The sequence below is a fragment of the Microbacterium sp. zg-B96 genome (assembly GCF_030246865.1).
Taxonomy (GTDB): domain Bacteria; phylum Actinomycetota; class Actinomycetes; order Actinomycetales; family Microbacteriaceae; genus Microbacterium.
Window position 1 is genome coordinate 3,261,594 of record NZ_CP126738.1, and the last position, 17,266, is coordinate 3,278,859.

Consider the following 17,266-nt stretch of genomic DNA (forward strand, 5'->3'; position numbering starts at 1 on the left):
CGATCTGTAACACGGAATTAACGCCAATAGGCTCGACGGGTGACCACGCGAGACACTCTCAACCGCGACATCCTGCGGCTGGCGGTGCCTGCGCTGGGCGCGCTGGTGGCCGAGCCGATGTTCCTCATCGTGGATGCCGCCCTCGTCGGGCATCTCGGGATCGTGACGCTGGCGGGCCTGGGCATCGCCAGTGCGGTGCTGCAGACGATCGTCGGGCTCATGGTGTTCCTCGCGTATGCCACCACCCCGGCCGTGGCCCGCCGGTTCGGCGCAGGGCAGTTCGCCTCGGCGGTGCGGGCCGGCGTCGATGGCCTGTGGCTGGCTCTGGGGCTGGGCGCGGCACTGGCGGTGGCCGGATCGCTGGCGACACCGGGCATCGTCGCCCTGTTCGGCGCATCGGCGGAGGTGGCCGAGCAGGCCCAGATCTACCTCGGCATCTCGATGTGGGGCCTGCCTGCGATGCTCATCGTCTTCGCCGCGACCGGGCTGCTGCGCGGCATGCAGGACACCGTCACGCCGCTGTGGATCGCCGGTCTCGGCTTCGGTGCAAACGCCCTGCTGAACTGGCTGTTCATCTACGGGTTCGGCTGGGGGATCGCCGGCTCCGCCTTCGGCACCGTGATGGCGCAGTGGGGGATGGTCGCGGCGTACGCCGTGGTGGTCAGGCGCTTGGCCCGGCGCCACGCGGCATCCGTCCTCCCCCAGCGCGACGGGATGCGCGGCTCGGCCCGCTCCGGCGGGTGGCTGTTCCTTCGTACCGTGTCGCTGCGGGCGGCACTGCTGGCCACCGTCGCGGTGGCGACGGGGCTCGGCACCGACGAACTGGCCGGCTGGCAGATCGCGTTCACGATCTTCTCCACCGCCGCGTTCGCGCTGGACGCCCTCGCGATCGCCGCGCAGGCGCTGATCGGCAAGGGACTGGGCGCCGGGGACGAGCGGGGCGTGCGGCGAGTGCTGGGGCGCACCGTCGCGTGGGGCGTCTGGTTCGGTGTGATCGTGGGCGCGGTGGTCGCCGCGGCATCCCCGGTCTTGGGTCTGGTCTTCACCGGCGACCCCGCGGTGGCCGCCCTCGTCCAGCCCGCGCTGCTCGTGCTCGCCGTGGCGCAGCCGATCTGCGGGGTGGTCTTCGTGCTCGACGGGGTGCTGATGGGAGCGGGCGACGCGCGCTATCTCGCGATCGCCGGCGGACTCAACCTGGTGCCCTTCGTGCCGGCGCTGCTCATCGTGGCGGCGCTGCAACCGCCGGGTGCGGCCGGGCTGGCGTGGCTGGCGGCGACGTTCTTCGGCGTCTACATGCTGGCGCGCCTGGCGACCCTCGGCTGGCGGGTGCGGCGGCCGGAGTGGATCACCGCGGGCGGCTGATCACGCCCAGCGGCGGCACCACTCGTACATCACGACGGCGGCCGCGGCGCTGGCGTTGATCGAGCGGGTCGAGCCGTACTGGGCGATCTCGACCGCGCTGTCGGCTGCGGCCAGCGCCTCGGGCGACAGGCCGGGGCCCTCCTGGCCGAACAGCAGGACGCAGCGTTCGGGGAGCTCGGCCCGGTCGACCGGGATCGACCCCGGGACGTTGTCGACCGCGACGATCGGCAGGCCCGCCTCGGCGGCCCACGCCGCGAAGGCGGCCACATCCTCGTGGTGGCGCACGTGCTGGTAGCGGTCGGTGACCATCGCGCCGCGACGGTTCCAGCGGCGCTTGCCGATGATGTGCACTTCGGCGGCGCCGAACGCGTTGGCGCTGCGCACGATGGAGCCGATGTTCATGTCGTGCTGCCAGTTCTCGATCGCGACGTGGAACGGATGCCGCTTGGCGTCGAGATCGGCCACGATCGCCGCCATCGTCCAGTAGCGGTAGGCGTCGATCACGTTGCGGCGGTCGCCGTGCGCGAGCAACTCCGGGTCGTAACGGGGATCGTCGGGCCAGGCATCCGGGCCACCCGGCCACGGCCCGACGCCGTGCGGCAGGGTCGGCTCGGCGGAATCGGCCGCGTCGGCCTCGGGGGCGGGTGCGGCGGAGTCGGTCACCGAACCAGGCTAACGAGCGAAACCGCGTCGGAATTCAGTCTGTGGAGCTGTGGCACCCTGGATATCGGCCCCTCGCGGCCCCACAGCCTGAATTCCGACGCCCCACCCCGCATTTCGGCTGGCCGAAGTATCTGCTAACTTTTCGGCATGCCGAAAACTGCGTCGCTGGAGCGCCCCGACCCTCCGACGCGGCGTGCGCTGGGTTCCTCAAAGCTCGCGTGGCTGCTGGGACCGGCGATCGTGGCCGGGGTGGCGTACCTGGACCCGGGCAACGTCGCCAGCAACATGACCGCCGGCGCCCGCTACGGCTACCTGCTGGTGTGGGTCGTCGTCATCGGCAACGTCATGGCGTGGCTCATCCAGTACCTCTCCGCCAAGCTCGGCATCGTCACCGGACAGAGCCTGCCCGAAGTTCTCGGCGACCGGCTCCGCAACCCGTGGGGGCGCCGCGCCTACTGGCTGCAGGCGGAGCTGGTCGCCATGGCCACCGACATCGCCGAGGTCATCGGCGGCGCGGTCGCGCTCAACCTGCTGTTCGGCGTCCCGCTGCTGTGGGGCGGCGTCATCACCGGCGTCGTGTCGATCGGGCTGCTGCTGCTGCAGTCACGGCGCGGTCCGCGCGCGTTCGAGTTCGTCATCGCGGGGCTCGTCCTCATCATCGCGATCGGGTTCGTCTTCGGCGTCTTCGTCGCACCTCCCGACCCCGCCGGGATCGTCGGCGGCCTGGTCCCCCGCTTCGAAGGTGCCGACTCGGTGCTGCTGGCCGCCTCCATCCTCGGCGCGACGATCATGCCCCATGCGATCTACGCTCACTCCGCGCTGACCCGCGACCGGTTCGCGCCGGCCATCGGGATGGATGCCGGCACCCTCGATGTGCGCCGCGGCATCACCTCCGCCCGACTGCTGCGGGCCACAAAGTGGGACGTCACGATCGCGATGGCCGTCGCCGGCACGGTGAACCTGTGCATCCTGCTGCTGGCCGCCGCGGCGCTGTCCGGAGTGCCCGGCACCGACAGCCTCGAGGGCGCCCATGCGGCGCTGCACGACGGCATCGGCCCGGTCGTGGCGACGCTGTTCGCCGTCGGCCTGCTCGCCAGTGGCCTGGCCAGCACCGCCGTCGGCGCGTATGCCGGCGCGGAGATCATGCACGGGCTGCTGCGCGTGCGCGTGCCGCTGATCCTGCGCCGCCTGGTGACGCTGATCCCGGCGCTGGTGATCCTGGCGATCGGGTTCGACCCCACCGTCGCGCTGATCCTCAGCCAGGTCGTGCTGTCGTTCGGCATCCCCTTCGCCCTCGTGCCACTGGTCGCTCTCACCGCCCGGCACGATGTGCTGGGCGATCACCGCAACCGGGTGTGGACGACGATCGCGGGAGTCGCGGCATCCGTATTCCTGATCGCCCTCAACGCGCTGCTGCTGTGGCTGGTACTCACCGGCGCGTGACCACCCGCGAGTAGCCTGGATCGGTGCCCGCCTCGCCCACCGCCGTCGACGACTATCTGAAGACGATCTACCACCACACCGAGTGGCAGACCGATCCGATGAGCCCGTCGCGCCTGGCGGCGGAACTGCGACTGGCGCCGTCGAGCGTCACCGAGATGGTGCAGAAGCTCGCGGCGCAGGGCCTGGTGGCACACCGGCCGTATGGGCCGATCACGCTCACCGCAGCCGGCGAGCGCCGCGCGGCGGAGGTGATCCGGCGGCACCGGCTGGTGGAGACGTGGCTCGTGCGCGAGTTCGGCTACGCATGGGACGAGGTGCATGACGAGGCCGAGGTGCTCGAGCACACCATCAGCGACCGGCTGCTGGCGGGCATCGACGCCCGGCTGGGACACCCGCGTTTCGACCCGCACGGCGACGCGATCCCGGATGCCGACGGCATCGTGCACCGGGAACCCTTCGTGCTGCTGGCGCGTGCGGCGGCCGGCCACAGCGGGCGGGTGCTGCGGGTGAGCGACCGCGAAGCCGCACTGCTGCGGGCGTGTGAGGATGCCGGGATCGACGTGGGACACACCCTCACCGTCACCGGCGAGGGCCTCGTCTCCATCGACGGCGCACCGGCCGTGGCGCTGCCCGACGGCGCCGCCGAGGCGATCTGGATCACAGCCTGACGGGTGCCGCTCGGGTGCGCGGGCGGGTCAGCCGCGGATGCGGCGGCGGGTGCGCGCCGCCGTCTCGAACGGCCACGACACGCGCGTCGCCGTCTCGCAGAACTCCCACAGGCGCGCCGCGCGGTCGGAATCCGTCGTGATCTTCGACGGCGTCGCCTGGCGCGGGACGCCGCGGGAGAGCTGACCCGGGCCCCAGAACGAGCCGCTCTCGGCATCCGGATCCACCATCGCGCGCACCAGCGGCCAGGCGCCGTGCTCCTTGGACTGCGCGAACGCGGCCTGCAGGTTGTCGGCGAAGCGGGTGCCGCGGCTGGGTTCGTTGACCCCCAGGATGCCGCGGGTACGACCACTGGTGGAGTAACCGGGGTGGGCGACGAGGCTCCCCACCGGCACGCCCGCCTCCCGCAGCCGCCGGTCGGCTTCGTAGCCGATCGCCGCGGTCATGACCTTCGACTGCACGTAGGCGCGCCACGCCGAGTAGCCGGTCTTCAGCTCCGGGTCCTCCGGGTCGTACTGCCACATCGAGGTGGCCATGCTCCCCACCCACACCATGCGTCCGCCGGCGGCGGCGAGCGAGGGCAGCAGCTCGCCGGCGAGGACGAAGTGCCCGAGCACGTTGCTGGCCAGCACCATCTCGTGCCGGTCGGCGGTGAGCTCGCGTGCCTTGGGGGGGTGCACGATGCCCGCGTTCAGCAGCAGGCCGTCCAGGCCCCGGCGGCCGCGGGCGGTGGCCGCGGCGGCGCGCACCGAGCCGAGGTTGCTGGTGTCCAGCAGCAGCGTCTCCACGGTGCCGGGCGCGGCATCCGGCAGCTGTCGCGTCAGCGCGGCGCGCGCGGCGGCGAGTCGGTTGGGGTTGCGGCCGGTCATCACCACGTGCGCGCCGGCGAGGGTCAGCTGCAGTGCGGAGAAGAACCCCAGGCCCTTGTTGGAGCCGGTGATCAGGTAGCGACGTCCGCCGAGGTCGGGTAGGCACTCAGGGTCCCAGTCGTCTCCGCGTCTCGCCACCCCTCCGACATTAGGGGCACGCGGCGCCGATAGGCTGGCCACATGCGGACCCGCGCCGACATCGAATGCTGGCTGACCGATATGGACGGCGTGCTCGTCCACGAGAACCGCCCGGTCCCGGGCGCGGCCGAACTGCTCGCGCAGTGGCGCGACAGCGGCACGCCGTTCCTCGTGCTGACGAACAATCCGATCTTCACGCCCCGCGACCTGAGCGCCCGGCTGCGCGCGTCGGGGCTGGACGTGCCGGAGGAGCGCATCTGGACCTCGGCGCTGGCGACGGCGGAGTTCCTGCGCTCGCAGCTGCCCGGCGGCACCGCGTACGTCATCGGCGAAGCGGGGCTGACGACCGCACTGCACGAGGCGGGCTACATCATTACCGAGACTCAGCCGGACTACGTCGTGGTCGGCGAGACCAGGCAGTACTCGTTCGAGGCGATCACGAAGGCCATCCGCTTCATCAACAACGGGGCGCGGTTCATCGTCACCAACCCCGATGCCACCGGTCCCACCCCCTACGGCGTCGTGCCGGCGACCGGCGCATTCGCGGCACTGATCACCAAGGCCACCGGCAAGGAGCCGTACGTCGTCGGCAAGCCCAACCCGATGATGTTCCGCTCAGCCCTGAACCGCATCGGCGCGCACTCCGAGGAAACCGGCATGATCGGCGACCGCATGGACACCGACGTCGTCGCGGCGATCGAGGCGGGCCTGCACTCGGTGCTCGTCCTCACCGGCATCAGCGACCGCACCGAGATCGAGCGCTACCCGTTCCGCCCCGACGAGATCCTCAATTCCGTCGCCGATCTGCTGAACCCCGAGCCTGCCGAGACCGAGCTGCCCGAGGTGCTGTGATGGGCGTGCTCGACGAGGCGGAGGCGCTGCGGGCGACGGATGCCGCGGCCTGGCGCGCCTGGCTCGAGGAGCACCATGCCACCTCGACCGGCGTGTGGCTGCTGCGCCCGCGCGCCGGAGTGGCCGCGGAACTGGTCGGCTACGACGCCGCGGTGCGCCAGGCGCTGTGCTTCGGCTGGGTGGACGGCACGGTGCGTCCGTACGACGCCGAGATGCTCGGCCAGTGGTACGCGCCCCGCCGGCCGGGCAGCGGCTGGGCGGCGACCAACAAGGCGCGGGTGATCGAGCTGGAGGCATCCGGTGAGATGACCGACGCAGGCAGGCGCGCGATCGAGGCCGCGAAGGCATCCGGCGCCTGGGAGCTGCTGGACGGCCCCGAGGCCGGCATCGAGCCGGCCGAGCTGACGGCGGCACTGGACGCCGTGCCGGCGGCGCGGGCGAACTGGGACGCATTCCCCCGCTCGGCCCGCAAGATGGGCCTCACCCAGATCGCGATGGCCAAGCGGCCGGAGACCAAGTCGGCACGCATCGCGAAACTGGTCGCGGATGCCGTGGAAGGAAAACGCCCGTGAACGAATTCGAACAGACCCTGCTGCTGGTGTCGGTGGCGCTGATGACGGCGACGACGCTGGTGATCGTGGTGGTGCAGTACATCCGCGGGCGCGGCCAGGACCACTGACATGGCGATCCTGCTGGGAGTGTCGGGGCTCGCGGTCCTGCTGGTGGCACTGGTCCTGTTCGTGCGGACGTCGCGACAGGCATCCGAATCAGGGGCGACCACCAACCGCAGGGCGGTGCTCGTGCTGACCCTGCTGGGCCTGGTGCTGGCGCTCGCGTCGCAGCTCCCGATCTTCCAGGCGTAGCCCGGGCGAACGCGGCCGCTACTGCGGCTGCAGACCCAGGTCGTCGAGGTCGATCGCGGCGAGCCACTGCAGGCCAGCGGCCTCCACGGCATCCTGAGCCCCGGTCTTGCGGTCGACGATCACGGCGACGGCAACGGGCTCGGCGCCCTCGCGGCGCAGCGCTTCGACGGCCTTGAGCGCGGACTGCCCGGTGGTGGAGGTGTCCTCCACCACGACGACCCGCTTGCCGACGACGTCGGCGCCCTCGACCTGCCGGCCGCGGCCGTGGTCCTTCGGCTCCTTGCGCACGACGAACGCATCCAGCGGCGTGCCGGCGTGCACCGACTCGTGCATGATCGCGTTGGCGATCGGGTCGGCACCGAGAGTGAGGCCGCCGACGGCGACGACACCGTCGACGTCGCGCACGAGATCCAGCATGATGCGCCCGATCGCGGGCGCGGCGCGGTGGTCGAGCGTGAGCTTGCGCATGTCGACGTAGTAGGTCGCCTTGGCGCCGCTGGACAGAGTGAAGTCGCCGTGGAACACCGCCTCGTCCCTGATCAGCGCGATGAGGTGCTGGCGGTCGGCTTCGAGAGCGGGCGTGGAGGCGACGGTCATGACCCGAGTCTACGGATGCCGCGTGGCCCTGCCGGGGCGCAAGAACGGCGGATCTTTCTCACGCCACACCCTCGGAGGGGCCGCGTTCACCGCGCCCTATAGTCAAGATCGACAGTACGAACTCGGCGGTGCGCCCGAACGCACGTCGTCCGCCACGAGCACAGGAGTCCGCATGACGACCATGGGGATCGTTGCGGAGCGTGCGGGGGAAACCCGCGTCGCTGCCACGCCCGCCACCATCGCGAAGCTGATCGCGCTCGGCTACGAGCTGATCGTGGAGGCGGGCGCCGGCGCGGCGTCGTCGTATCCGGATGCCGCGTATCGCGACGCCGGTGCGCGCACCGTCACGCGGGCCGAAGCGTGGGCCGCTGACGTCGTGCTGAAGGTGAACCCGCCGACGCCCGACGAGATCGCGTTGCTGGCAGACGGGGCGACGATCATCGCGCTGCTGTCGCCGGCGCTGCGGCCCGACGTACGGGAGTCGCTGCAGACACGCGGCATCACCGCGCTCGCCCTCGACGCCGTGCCGCGCATCTCGCGTGCCCAGTCGATGGATGTGCTCAGTTCGATGGCCAACATCTCCGGCTACCGTGCCGTCATCGAGGCCGCGCACGAGTTCGGCCGGTTCTTCACCGGCCAGGTGACCGCCGCGGGCAAGGTCCCACCCGCCACCGTGCTGGTCGCGGGGGCCGGCGTCGCCGGGCTCGCCGCCATCGGCGCGGCATCCTCGCTCGGCGCGATCGTCCGAGCCACCGACCCACGCCCCGAGGTCGCCGACCAGGTGCGCTCCATCGGCGGCGAGTACCTGCCGGTGGTGGTCGACGAGGTCATGGAATCCAGCGACGGCTACGCGAAGGCCACGAGCGAGGCGTATGACCGCGCCGCCGCCGCGCTGTACTCGGCGCAGGCCCGCGAGGTCGACGTCGTCATCACGACCGCCCTGATCCCCGGGCGCCCCGCACCACGACTGCTCACTGCGGCTGACGTCGCGAGCATGAAGCCGGGCAGCGTCATCGTCGACATGGCCGCCGCCCACGGCGGCAACGTCGAGGGTTCGATCGACGGGCAGCGCGTCGTCACCGACAACGGCGTGACCATCCTGGGCTACTCCGACCTCGCATCGCGCCTGCCGGCGCAGGCATCACAGCTGTACGGCACGAACCTGGTGAACCTGGTGAAGCTGCTCACGCCCGGCAAGGACGGCCGGCTCGTCATCGACTTCGACGACATCGTGCAGCGTTCCATCACGGTGGTCCAGGGCGGCCGGTCGACGTGGCCACCACCGCCGGTACAGGTGTCCGCGGCGCCGGTCGCGGCATCCACCCCTTCCGCCGCGTCCGCCCCGGTCAAGCCGAAGCGCACGCTGTCGCCCGCCGGCCGCACCGGCCTGATCGCGCTGGGAATCGCCGCACTGTTCGCGGTGTCGGCGGTCGCCCCGGCCCCGCTGCCGCAGCACCTCACCGTGCTGGTGCTGTCGGTGATCGTCGGCTTCTACGTGATCGGCAAGGTGCACCACGCTCTGCACACGCCGCTGATGAGCGTCACCAACGCGATCTCGGGGATCATCGTCGTCGGCGCCATGCTGCAGGTGACGATCCCCGACCCGCCGGTGCAGATCCTCGCCGCGATCGCGGTGCTGCTGGCATCCATCAACATCTTCGGCGGGTTCGCCGTCACGCGGCGCATGCTCGCCATGTTCTCGAAGGGTGACCGATGACCGCCGCCTCCGTGGCCACCGCCGCCTACATCGTCGCGGCGCTGCTGTTCGTGCTGAGCCTGCGCGGGCTCAGCAGCCACGAAAGCGCGCGCGCCGGTGTCGGCTACGGCATCGCCGGCATGACCATCGCACTCGGCGCGACCGCGTGGGTGTCGGTGCAGAACGCGTGGGGCGACCCGCAGGCCACCTTCGGGCTGGTGCTGCTGGGCATCGCGGTGCTCCTCGGCGCGGCGGTGGGACTGTGGCGGGCACGGGCGGTGGAGATGACCGGGATGCCCGAGCTCATCGCGCTGCTGCACTCGTTCGTGGGTCTGGCTGCCGTGCTCGTGGGCTGGAACGGCGCCCTGCACGACCCCGGGCTGTCGGGGGCGCTGCGCGACATCCACCACGCCGAGGTGTTCATCGGCGTCTTCATCGGTGGCGTGACGTTCACCGGATCGATCGTGGCGTACCTGAAGCTGTCGGCGCGCATGTCGTCCAGGCCGCTCATGCTGCCGGGGAAGAACATCCTCAACGTGGGGGCGCTCGTCGCCTTCCTGGCGCTGACCGTCTGGTACGTCATCACGCCGTCGATCTGGCTGCTCGTGGCCGTCACGGTGCTGGCGCTGGCGCTGGGATGGCACCTGGTGGCATCCATCGGCGGCGGTGACATGCCCGTGGTCGTCTCGATGCTCAACAGCTACTCCGGCTGGGCGGCGGCGGCGGCAGGTTTCCTGCTGAACAACGACCTGCTGATCGTCACCGGTGCGCTGGTGGGGTCGTCGGGTGCGTACCTGTCGTTCATCATGTGCAAGGCGATGAACCGGTCGTTCCTGTCGGTGATCGCCGGCGGCTTCGGGATCGCGGCGCCGGCGGCTGGCGACGTGGACCACGGCGAGCACCGCGAGGTGGATGCCGAGACGGTCGCGGACCTGCTGCGTGACGCGTCGTCGGTGGTGATCACGCCCGGGTACGGCATGGCCGTCGCGCAGGCCCAGTACCCGGTGGCCGAGCTCGCCCACCGGCTGCGGGAGCGGGGAGTGGACGTGCGGTTCGGCATCCATCCCGTTGCCGGGCGGCTGCCCGGGCACATGAACGTGCTGCTGGCCGAGGCGAAGGTGCCGTACGACATCGTGCTGGAGATGGACGAGGTGAACGACGACTTCGCGGCCACGTCGGTGGTGCTGGTGATCGGCGCGAACGACACCGTCAATCCCGCCGCCGCGGAGGATCCGACGTCGCCGATCGCGGGGATGCCGGTGCTGCGGGTGTGGGAGGCGGAGAACGTCGTGGTGTTCAAGCGGTCGATGGCCGCCGGCTATGCCGGGGTGCAGAACCCGCTGTTCTATCGCGACAACACGCAGATGCTGTTCGGCGACGCGAAGGAGCGGGTCGAGGACATCCTCCGTTCCCTGTAGCCGCCGGCTTGCTGCCGAGTGAGTATTCGTCGCGTCGAGTGAGTATTCGCGTTGCCGAGTGAGTATTCGCGCTCGCGAGTGAGTATTCGTCGCGTCGAGCGAGTACTCGCGCCCGTTACGACCCGTCGCGCCAGGAGTGCTGCGGCTCGAAGCCGAGCAACCGGCGGGCCTTGTCGATCGAGAACAGGGTCGCGTGCGGGGCCAGCTCGCCGCGCACGGGCACGCCCGGGAACACTTCCGCCACCAGCTCGGCCGCCGGGCGGGACATGACGGTGTCGGCCGCCGCGATGAGGAAGTGGTCGAAGCCGGCCGGTGCGACCTCGAGTGCGCGCAGGATCGCCTGCGCTCCATCCCGCGCGTCGATATAGGACCACAGGTTCCACTTGCGCCGGGTGGCATCCGCGTCGAAATCAGGGAACGCCGCGTAATCCTCCGGATCCATCACGTTGGAAAAGCGCAACGCGGTGATCGACAGCGACGGATGCCAGCGCACCAGCTCGATCGCCATCTGCTCTTCCAGGTGCTTCACGAGCGAGTAGACCGACTCCGGACGCGCCGGATAGCCCTCGTCGACGGGGATGTACGGCGGCGGCACATCGAACGGCAGCCCCTGCACGGTCTCACTGGAGGCGTAGACGATGCGCTCGACACCGAGTCGCACGGCTGCCCAGAACACGTTGAACGTGGCGGCCATGTTGTTGTGGAACGTGGCGACATCGCTGCGGATGCCGGGGGCCGGAATGGCCGCGAGGTGCACCAGCGCATCGATGCCGTCGTGCTGATCGTTCACGCCGGCGATCGCGTCGATCACCTGGCCGAAGTCGGTGAGGTCGACCTGCACGAATCCAGGACCCCGCGTCCCGACGACGTCGAGACCGATGACGGTGTGGCCGGCATCCCGCAGAACGCGGACGACGGTGCGGCCGAGCTTTCCAGAGGATCCAGTGACGGCGATGCGCATCTCCCCAGAATGCCACGGCGAATACTCACTCGGCAGCACGAATACTCACCCGGCAGCACGAATACTCACTCGGCAGCACGGGGCGGGCACGTCGGGGGTCGACCGTAGGCTGGGGGGTATGCGGCTTGCCACCTGGAACGTGAACTCCATCCGCGCGCGCGTCGTGCGCACCGTCGACTTCGCCGTGCGCGAGGGCATCGACGTGCTGGCGATACAGGAGATCAAGTGCAAGCCGGAGCAATTCCCCTATGAGGCCTTCGAGGATGCCGGCTATCACGTCGTCGCCCACGGCCTCAACCAGTGGAACGGCGTCGCCATCGCCAGCCGCGAGCCGATCGAAGACGTCGAGACGTCCTTCCCCGGCATGCCCGGCTTCGCCAAGGGCCACGAGGGACCCGACGCCCCGCTCGAGGCGCGCGCCATCGGCGCGACGATCGGCGGCGTGCGTGTGTGGAGCCTCTACGTCCCCAACGGCCGCTCCCTCGACGACCCGCACTACCTCTACAAGCTCGACTGGCTCGGCGCCCTCGCCCAACACGCCCGCGACTCGCTGACGACCAACCCGGATCTTGCGCTGACCTTCGTCGGCGACTTCAACATCGCCCCGACGGATGCCGACAACGGCGACCCCGCCGTCGTGGAGGGCGTCTCGACGCACGTCTCACCGCCCGAGCGCGAGGCGTTCCGCGCGATCGAGGAGGCCGGCATGATCGATGTCGTCCGCCCCCTCGTCCCCACCGGGTTCACCTACTGGGATTACAAGCAGCTGCGCTTCCCCCGCAACCAGGGCATGCGCATCGACTTCATCCTCGGCTCGCACGCGTTCGCCGATCGCGTCACCGGCGCTGCCATCCACCGCGACGAGCGCAAGGGCGACATCCCCAGCGACCACGTCCCGGTGGTGGTCGACCTCGACGTCACCTCCCCCGAGGACGATGACGACCGCCCGATGATCTTCGGCTGACCGACCCGAAGAAGCCCGAAGAACCCCCGACCCTGCCTCACCCCATCGCGACGCCGGTGACGGGCACCCCGTCCGGCGCGTACCGCAGCAGCAGGGCGCCGGTGCCGCCCACCACGGGCGGTGCCACCAGCCGCAACCGGGCGGGCGGCCTGCCGTTGGCGAACACGCGCTTGCCCACGCCGAGCACGATCGGGTAGACCCACAGCACGAGCTCGTCGTATGCCTCGGCCGCCAGCAGCGTCTGCACGAAGTCGAGGCTGCCGATGACGTGGACATCCTCATGCTTCTCGCGCAGCGCGGCGACCTCCGCCGCGGCATCCGCACCCAACTGCGTCGCGCCCTGCCATTCCAGAGTCGGCCTGCCGCGGGACGCGACGTACTTCGGGATCTCGGCGAACCTGCGCCCACGCCGCCTGCGGCGGCTGCTCAACCTTGATCCGCGCCAGCCTCAACGCCGCTGCGCGGCATCGATCCTGGCGGTATCGAGAATGTCGCGGCGAACCGCTCCAGCAGTGCCGGGTCGCCGCGGCGCACCTCGACGACGCCGGCATCCTGCGCCTGCTGCGGCCCGAGCTCACCGGAGATCAGCCGGCGGATGCCGAACCCCGCGGACAGCACGACATCGGCCTCTCCCGCGGGGGCCCATCCCCCCGCGGCGAGTGGCGCGACCCGCAGGCCCTCCGCGGACACTCCGGCGCGCACCCCCACCTCCCCCAGATGAACGTCGTACGTGGTCGGTGGCAGCGCCGCTGCGGCATCCGCCACGAATGCCGACCGCAGTGCGATCGTGAACGAATCCGCCGTGACGACGTCGCCGTCGGCGGGCTCGCCCATCGCTTGGAATCCCCACCGCCCGAGCGCGAGCACGATGGGCTCGAGTTCGCGGCCGTACGCGGTCACCTCGTACACCAGCCCGCGGTGGGCCAGCGGCACGCGGCGGATCACGCCGGCATCCTGCAGTTCCTTCAGACGGGTGGAGAGGATGTTGGTCGGGATGCGTGGCAGCCCCTGTTTGAGATCGGTGTACCGACGCGGGCCCACCAGCAGGTCCCGGATGATCAGCAGCGCCCACCGCTCCCCGATCAGCTCGACGGCGGTGGTGAGACCGCAGTATTGGCCGTAACTGCGCGCCGCCACCTACGCCTGGCTCTGCTCGGCGTAGGCCGCCGGGCCCGACTGCACAGCCGCCGGGTCCATGTAGAAGAACTCCAGCACGTTGCCGTCGGGGTCCTCCAGGTCGCGGGTGTACATGAAGCCCAGGTCCTTCGGAGCCGCCGGCTCCACTCCCCCGTTGGCGATCCCGACCGCCAGGGTGGCGTCGACGTCGTCGCGCGAGGGCCGCGTGAGGGCCACGAGAACCTGGGCGGTGGTGGCGGGGTCTGCCACCTGCTTCTCGGTGAAGGTCGCGAAGTACTCGCGGGTCAGCATCATGAAATAGACGTTCTCGTCCCAGACGATGCACGCCGCGTTCTCATCGGAGAACAGCGGATTCACCCTGGCGCCGAGGGCGGTGTAGAACGCAGTGCTGCGCTGCAGGTCTGCCGTGGGCAGATTGACGAAGATCTCGGTCACGACGTGCTCCTTTGCAATGCCGCCGCCTCGGGCGGATGGCTCATGCTTGCAAAAAACAAGTAGCCGGTCAAGAGGTGCCGCGACCCACTCCGTCTCGCGGGGGATGCCACCGTCGACGCTCCCCCCTACGTTGGAGTGATGAGCACGATCCCGCTCCCCTTCACCGCGCCGCGCCGCCGCCCGCCGACGCCCGGCGACCAGCGCACCGACCTCTGGCTCAGCGGCGGTCTGTTCGTCGCCGCCGTGGTGAGCTCCTGGCTCGGCCAGATCGCCGGATACTTCGGCGAGGACACCCCGGGACTGGGCTGGGCGCTGGCGTATGCCGCCGCCGTGACCGTGCCGCTCGCGCTGCGCCGCCGCTACCCCGCCACCGTGCTGGTGATCGTCGCCATCGCCTACTTCGCCGGCGTGACCTTCCACATCACCGACATGTACATCGGCCAGGTGGCACTGTTCATCGCGCTGTACACGGTCGGCGCCTGGCTGGACGACCGCCGCCGCGCGACGATCGTCCGCGTGCTCGTGGTCATCGCGATGTTCGTGTGGCTGCTGGTGACCACCTTCCAGGCCGCCGTCGACCCGTCGGATGAGGGACTGTCCCGCGCCGGTGCGTTCTCGCCGTTCGCGGCGTTCATGGTCATCCAGTTCATGGTCAACATCGCGTACTTCGGCGGCGCCTACTATCTCGGCGACCACGCCCACGCGGCGGCGCTCGCGCGCACCGCGCTGGAGGAGCGCACCGCCGAACTCGAACGGGAACGTGAGCTCACCACCGCACAGGCGGTGGCACTTGACCGGGTGCGCATCGCCCGCGAACTCCACGACGTCGTGGCCCATCACGTCTCGGCGATGGGCGTGCAGGCCGGCGCCGCACGGACGGTGCTGGAGCGAAATCCGGATGCCGCGCGCGCCGCGCTGACGGGAGTGGAGGCATCCGCCCGCTACGCCCTCGACGAGATGCGTCACCTGCTGGAGACTCTGCGCACGCCGGATGCCGACGCACCAGGGTCCTCGACGCTGCACCTGTCCGCGCTGCCGGAGCTCATCGCGCACGCCAACGCCAACGGGCTGCCCACGACGTACACCGTGGTCGGGGAACCGTTCGAACCGACCGAGTTCGTGCAGGTGAACCTCTACCGCATCGCGCAGGAATCCCTCACGAACGCCCGCCGCCACGGTGGACCGGGCGCGACCGCCGACGTGCGGCTGCGGTACGACCACGACGCGATCGAGCTCGAGGTCGCCAACACCGGCCGCGTCCGCCTGCAGCACCCGGCGGGGCTGGGGCTGGTGGGCATGCGCGAGCGCGCCTCCGCCTCGGGCGGCACCCTGCACGTCGGGCCCCGGCCGCGCGGCGGCTTTCTGGTGCGGGTGCGCATCCCCGTGGCCGTGCCGGTGCCCGCATGAGCGCGCCGACACGCGTTTTGCTGGTCGATGACCACGCCGTCATGCGCGCCGGGTTCCGGATGATCCTGGATGCCGCCGACGACATCCTGGTCGTCGGCGAGGCCGCCACCGGCGTGGAGGCGCTGGCCGCGGCATCCGCGTTGCAGCCGGATGTCGTCTGCATGGACGTGCAGATGCCCGATATGGACGGGCTGGAGGCGACGCGGCGCATCGTCGCCGACCCCCACATCACGGCGGCGGTGGTGATCGTGACGACCTTCGACCGGGACGACTACCTGTTCCAGGCGCTGTCGGCGGGGGCGAGCGGATTCCTGCTGAAGAACGCCGGACCGGAGGATCTGACCTCGGCGGTGCGGGTCGCCGCCGCCGGCGACGCACTGCTGGCCCCGGAGGTCACCCGCCGCGTGATCGAGCGGTTCACGTCCGCGGCATCCGCCCCCGCCGGCGCCCCCGGTGCCGCTGCCGGAGCCGGCGCCGGAGCCGCTCCGGTGTCGCTAGCGCACAGTCCCGGCGCCACGAACCATGCGCGAGTGACACTCGAGCAGCCCATCGACCTCACCGAGCGGGAGGCGGAGGTGCTGCAGCTGCTCGCGCGGGCGCGCAGCAACGCCGAGATCGCGCGGGAGCTGTTCATCGGCGAAGCCACCGTCAAGACGCACGTGTCCAACGTGCTGCAGAAGCTCGGCGCCCGCGACCGGGTCGCGGCGGTCGTCTACGCCCATACCCACGGACTCGTCTGACCCGGGTTCCGGGTCGCGGGTCGGGACGGGGTTCGGGTTCGGGTTCCGGGGTCGGGGTCGGGGTCGGGACGGGGTTCGGGGACCGATACGCGCCCCAAACCCCCGCAAACCCGGGTTCGGGAACCGATACGCGCCCCAAGCCCGGGTGAAACGGGGTTCGGGCACCGATACGGGCCCCACCTGCACCGAAACCGGGTTCGGGGGCGAGGTTCCGGGTGGGGGTCGGAACGGCGTTCGGGAACCGATACGCGCCCCAAACCCCCGCAAACCCGGGGTCGGGAACCGATACGCGCCCCAAAGCCCCGCAAACCCGGGTTCGGGAACCGATACGCACCCCAAACGCGGGGTGGATGCGCGAAACCCCGGCGCCGCGGTGCGGGCCGGGGCTTCGAGGCGGCGGGTCAGGCCGCGGCGGAAACGGCGGAAGCGGCAGAGTCGGCCGGTGCGTACCGCTGGATGAGCGCGACGAACGCACTCAGGTACGCGACGAGGAACGTGGCCGTCTCGTCGTTGGTGACCTCGCCGTTGTCGGTGAACAGACCCGGCAGCGACTGCACGTAGCCCTCAGGCTGGCCGAGCGTGGGCGCGTTGAAGTGGCTGAGGATGGCCTTGAGGTGCTGCTGCGCCGCAGCGGTGGCGATGCCGCCGCCCGAGGTGCCGATGACGGCGGTCGGCTTGCCGTTGAACGACGCCTGAGCGTAGGGACGCGACGACCAGTCCAGCGCGTTCTTCAGCACGCCGGGGATGGAGCGGCTGTACTCCGGCGTGACGATGATGACGCCGTCGACGCGGTCGATCGCGTCCTTGAAGTCGCGCGCGGCCTGCGGGAACTCCGCCTCGAGGTCGACCGAGTAGAACGGCAGATCGGCGATCGGGATCTCCACGAGCGTGACGCCCTCGGGGGCCAGTCGCTCCAGCGCCTTTGCGAGGCGGCGGTTGATCGAGGTCGACGAGAGGCTGCCGACGATGTAGCCGATGGTCAGTTCGGTCATGTGTGTTTCTCCAAGGGGGTCGGGTAGTCGCGGGGGCGCGATACCTACGGCGTCAACGTCCGC

At 70.7% G+C, this 17,266-nt stretch carries 19 protein-coding genes; 11 read left to right on the forward strand and 8 right to left on the reverse strand.

What is annotated here, in order from left to right:
- The first annotated feature begins 39 nt into the window (after positions 1–39).
- Positions 40–1,362 carry an MATE family efflux transporter gene (locus QNO11_RS15475; protein ID WP_257507378.1) on the forward strand — a complete coding sequence of 441 codons (1,323 nt, stop codon included), beginning with the start codon at positions 40–42 and terminating at the stop codon, positions 1,360–1,362.
- Here QNO11_RS15475 and QNO11_RS15480 read toward each other — a convergent pair whose 3' ends face one another.
- Entirely contained in the window at positions 1,363–2,025 is a 663-nt protein-coding gene (locus QNO11_RS15480) for a TrmH family RNA methyltransferase (protein ID WP_257507377.1), read from the reverse strand.
- Between the two features lie 147 nt (positions 2,026–2,172).
- Between QNO11_RS15480 and QNO11_RS15485 the strand changes: the two genes are divergently transcribed.
- Both QNO11_RS15485 and QNO11_RS15490 read left to right on the forward strand, forming a co-directional pair.
- Complete coding sequence (locus tag QNO11_RS15485; protein WP_257507376.1) at positions 2,173–3,468, forward strand: Nramp family divalent metal transporter; 1,296 nt, start codon at positions 2,173–2,175, stop codon at positions 3,466–3,468.
- Between the two features lie 23 nt (positions 3,469–3,491).
- Complete coding sequence (locus QNO11_RS15490; protein WP_257507375.1) at positions 3,492–4,136, forward strand: metal-dependent transcriptional regulator; 645 nt, start codon at positions 3,492–3,494, stop codon at positions 4,134–4,136.
- A gap of 27 nt (positions 4,137–4,163) precedes the next feature.
- Here QNO11_RS15490 and QNO11_RS15495 read toward each other — a convergent pair whose 3' ends face one another.
- A complete protein-coding gene (locus QNO11_RS15495; RefSeq protein ID WP_257507374.1) occupies positions 4,164–5,141 on the reverse strand; it encodes an SDR family NAD(P)-dependent oxidoreductase in 978 nt (325 codons plus the stop codon).
- A 42-nt stretch (positions 5,142–5,183) separates the two neighbouring features.
- On the opposite strand from QNO11_RS15495, the gene QNO11_RS15500 reads away from it, so the two are divergent.
- The 3 genes from QNO11_RS15500 to QNO11_RS15510 all read left to right on the forward strand — a co-directional run bounded on the left by QNO11_RS15500 (position 5,184) and on the right by QNO11_RS15510 (position 6,856).
- Positions 5,184–5,993, forward strand: a complete 810-nt coding sequence (locus tag QNO11_RS15500; RefSeq protein WP_257507373.1) for an HAD-IIA family hydrolase — start codon at positions 5,184–5,186, stop codon at positions 5,991–5,993.
- Positions 5,993–6,565: a YdeI/OmpD-associated family protein gene (locus QNO11_RS15505; RefSeq protein WP_257507372.1), complete on the forward strand. Its 573-nt coding sequence runs from the start codon at positions 5,993–5,995 to the stop codon at positions 6,563–6,565. Before QNO11_RS15500 ends, QNO11_RS15505 begins: the two co-directional genes overlap by 1 nt.
- Before the next feature lie 108 nt (positions 6,566–6,673).
- Positions 6,674–6,856: a hypothetical protein gene (locus tag QNO11_RS15510; protein ID WP_257507371.1), complete on the forward strand. Its 183-nt coding sequence runs from the start codon at positions 6,674–6,676 to the stop codon at positions 6,854–6,856.
- Positions 6,857–6,874: 18 nt separating this feature from the next.
- On the opposite strand, the gene pyrE is transcribed toward QNO11_RS15510, so the two are convergent.
- Positions 6,875–7,453 (reverse strand): orotate phosphoribosyltransferase, encoded by a 579-nt coding sequence (pyrE, locus tag QNO11_RS15515; protein ID WP_257507370.1) that lies wholly within the window; start codon positions 7,451–7,453, stop codon positions 6,875–6,877.
- A 172-nt stretch (positions 7,454–7,625) separates the two neighbouring features.
- On the opposite strand from pyrE, the gene QNO11_RS15520 reads away from it, so the two are divergent.
- Complete coding sequence (locus QNO11_RS15520) at positions 7,626–9,170, forward strand: Re/Si-specific NAD(P)(+) transhydrogenase subunit alpha (protein ID WP_257507369.1); 1,545 nt, start codon at positions 7,626–7,628, stop codon at positions 9,168–9,170.
- Positions 9,167–10,567 (forward strand): Re/Si-specific NAD(P)(+) transhydrogenase subunit beta, encoded by a 1,401-nt coding sequence (gene pntB, locus QNO11_RS15525; RefSeq protein WP_257507368.1) that lies wholly within the window; start codon positions 9,167–9,169, stop codon positions 10,565–10,567. The genes QNO11_RS15520 and pntB overlap by 4 nt, the downstream gene beginning before the upstream one ends.
- A 115-nt stretch (positions 10,568–10,682) precedes the next feature.
- Here the strand turns inward: pntB and QNO11_RS15530 are convergent, their stop codons facing one another.
- Positions 10,683–11,528, reverse strand: coding sequence for an NAD-dependent epimerase/dehydratase family protein (locus QNO11_RS15530; protein ID WP_257507367.1), 846 nt, complete (start codon positions 11,526–11,528; stop codon positions 10,683–10,685).
- A 118-nt stretch (positions 11,529–11,646) separates the two neighbouring features.
- On the opposite strand from QNO11_RS15530, the gene QNO11_RS15535 reads away from it, so the two are divergent.
- The gene (locus tag QNO11_RS15535; protein WP_257507366.1) at positions 11,647–12,492 is read left to right on the forward strand and encodes an exodeoxyribonuclease III; all 846 of its coding nucleotides are present in this window, start codon (positions 11,647–11,649) and stop codon (positions 12,490–12,492) included.
- 37 nt (positions 12,493–12,529) lie between these two features.
- Here the strand turns inward: QNO11_RS15535 and QNO11_RS15540 are convergent, their stop codons facing one another.
- From QNO11_RS15540 to QNO11_RS15550, 3 genes are read right to left on the reverse strand one after another with little or no spacing between them, the layout of a single operon-like run.
- On the reverse strand, positions 12,530–12,922 hold the full coding sequence (locus QNO11_RS15540; RefSeq protein ID WP_257507365.1) for a dihydrofolate reductase family protein: 393 nt from the start codon (positions 12,920–12,922) through the stop codon (positions 12,530–12,532).
- A complete protein-coding gene (locus QNO11_RS15545) occupies positions 12,919–13,629 on the reverse strand; it encodes a winged helix-turn-helix transcriptional regulator (RefSeq protein ID WP_257507364.1) in 711 nt (236 codons plus the stop codon). The genes QNO11_RS15540 and QNO11_RS15545 overlap by 4 nt, the downstream gene beginning before the upstream one ends.
- A complete protein-coding gene (locus QNO11_RS15550; RefSeq protein WP_257507363.1) occupies positions 13,630–14,064 on the reverse strand; it encodes a VOC family protein in 435 nt (144 codons plus the stop codon). It lies immediately after the preceding gene.
- A 138-nt stretch (positions 14,065–14,202) separates the two neighbouring features.
- Here QNO11_RS15550 and QNO11_RS15555 point away from each other — a divergent pair, with 138 nt between their 5' ends.
- Positions 14,203–15,471, forward strand: coding sequence for a sensor histidine kinase (locus tag QNO11_RS15555; RefSeq protein ID WP_257507362.1), 1,269 nt, complete (start codon positions 14,203–14,205; stop codon positions 15,469–15,471).
- Positions 15,468–16,211, forward strand: a complete 744-nt coding sequence (locus QNO11_RS15560) for a response regulator (RefSeq protein ID WP_257507361.1) — start codon at positions 15,468–15,470, stop codon at positions 16,209–16,211. Before QNO11_RS15555 ends, QNO11_RS15560 begins: the two co-directional genes overlap by 4 nt.
- Before the next feature lie 401 nt (positions 16,212–16,612).
- On the opposite strand, the gene QNO11_RS15565 is transcribed toward QNO11_RS15560, so the two are convergent.
- Positions 16,613–17,203 (reverse strand): NADPH-dependent FMN reductase, encoded by a 591-nt coding sequence (locus QNO11_RS15565; RefSeq protein WP_257507360.1) that lies wholly within the window; start codon positions 17,201–17,203, stop codon positions 16,613–16,615.
- Positions 17,204–17,266: the final 63 nt, after the last annotated feature.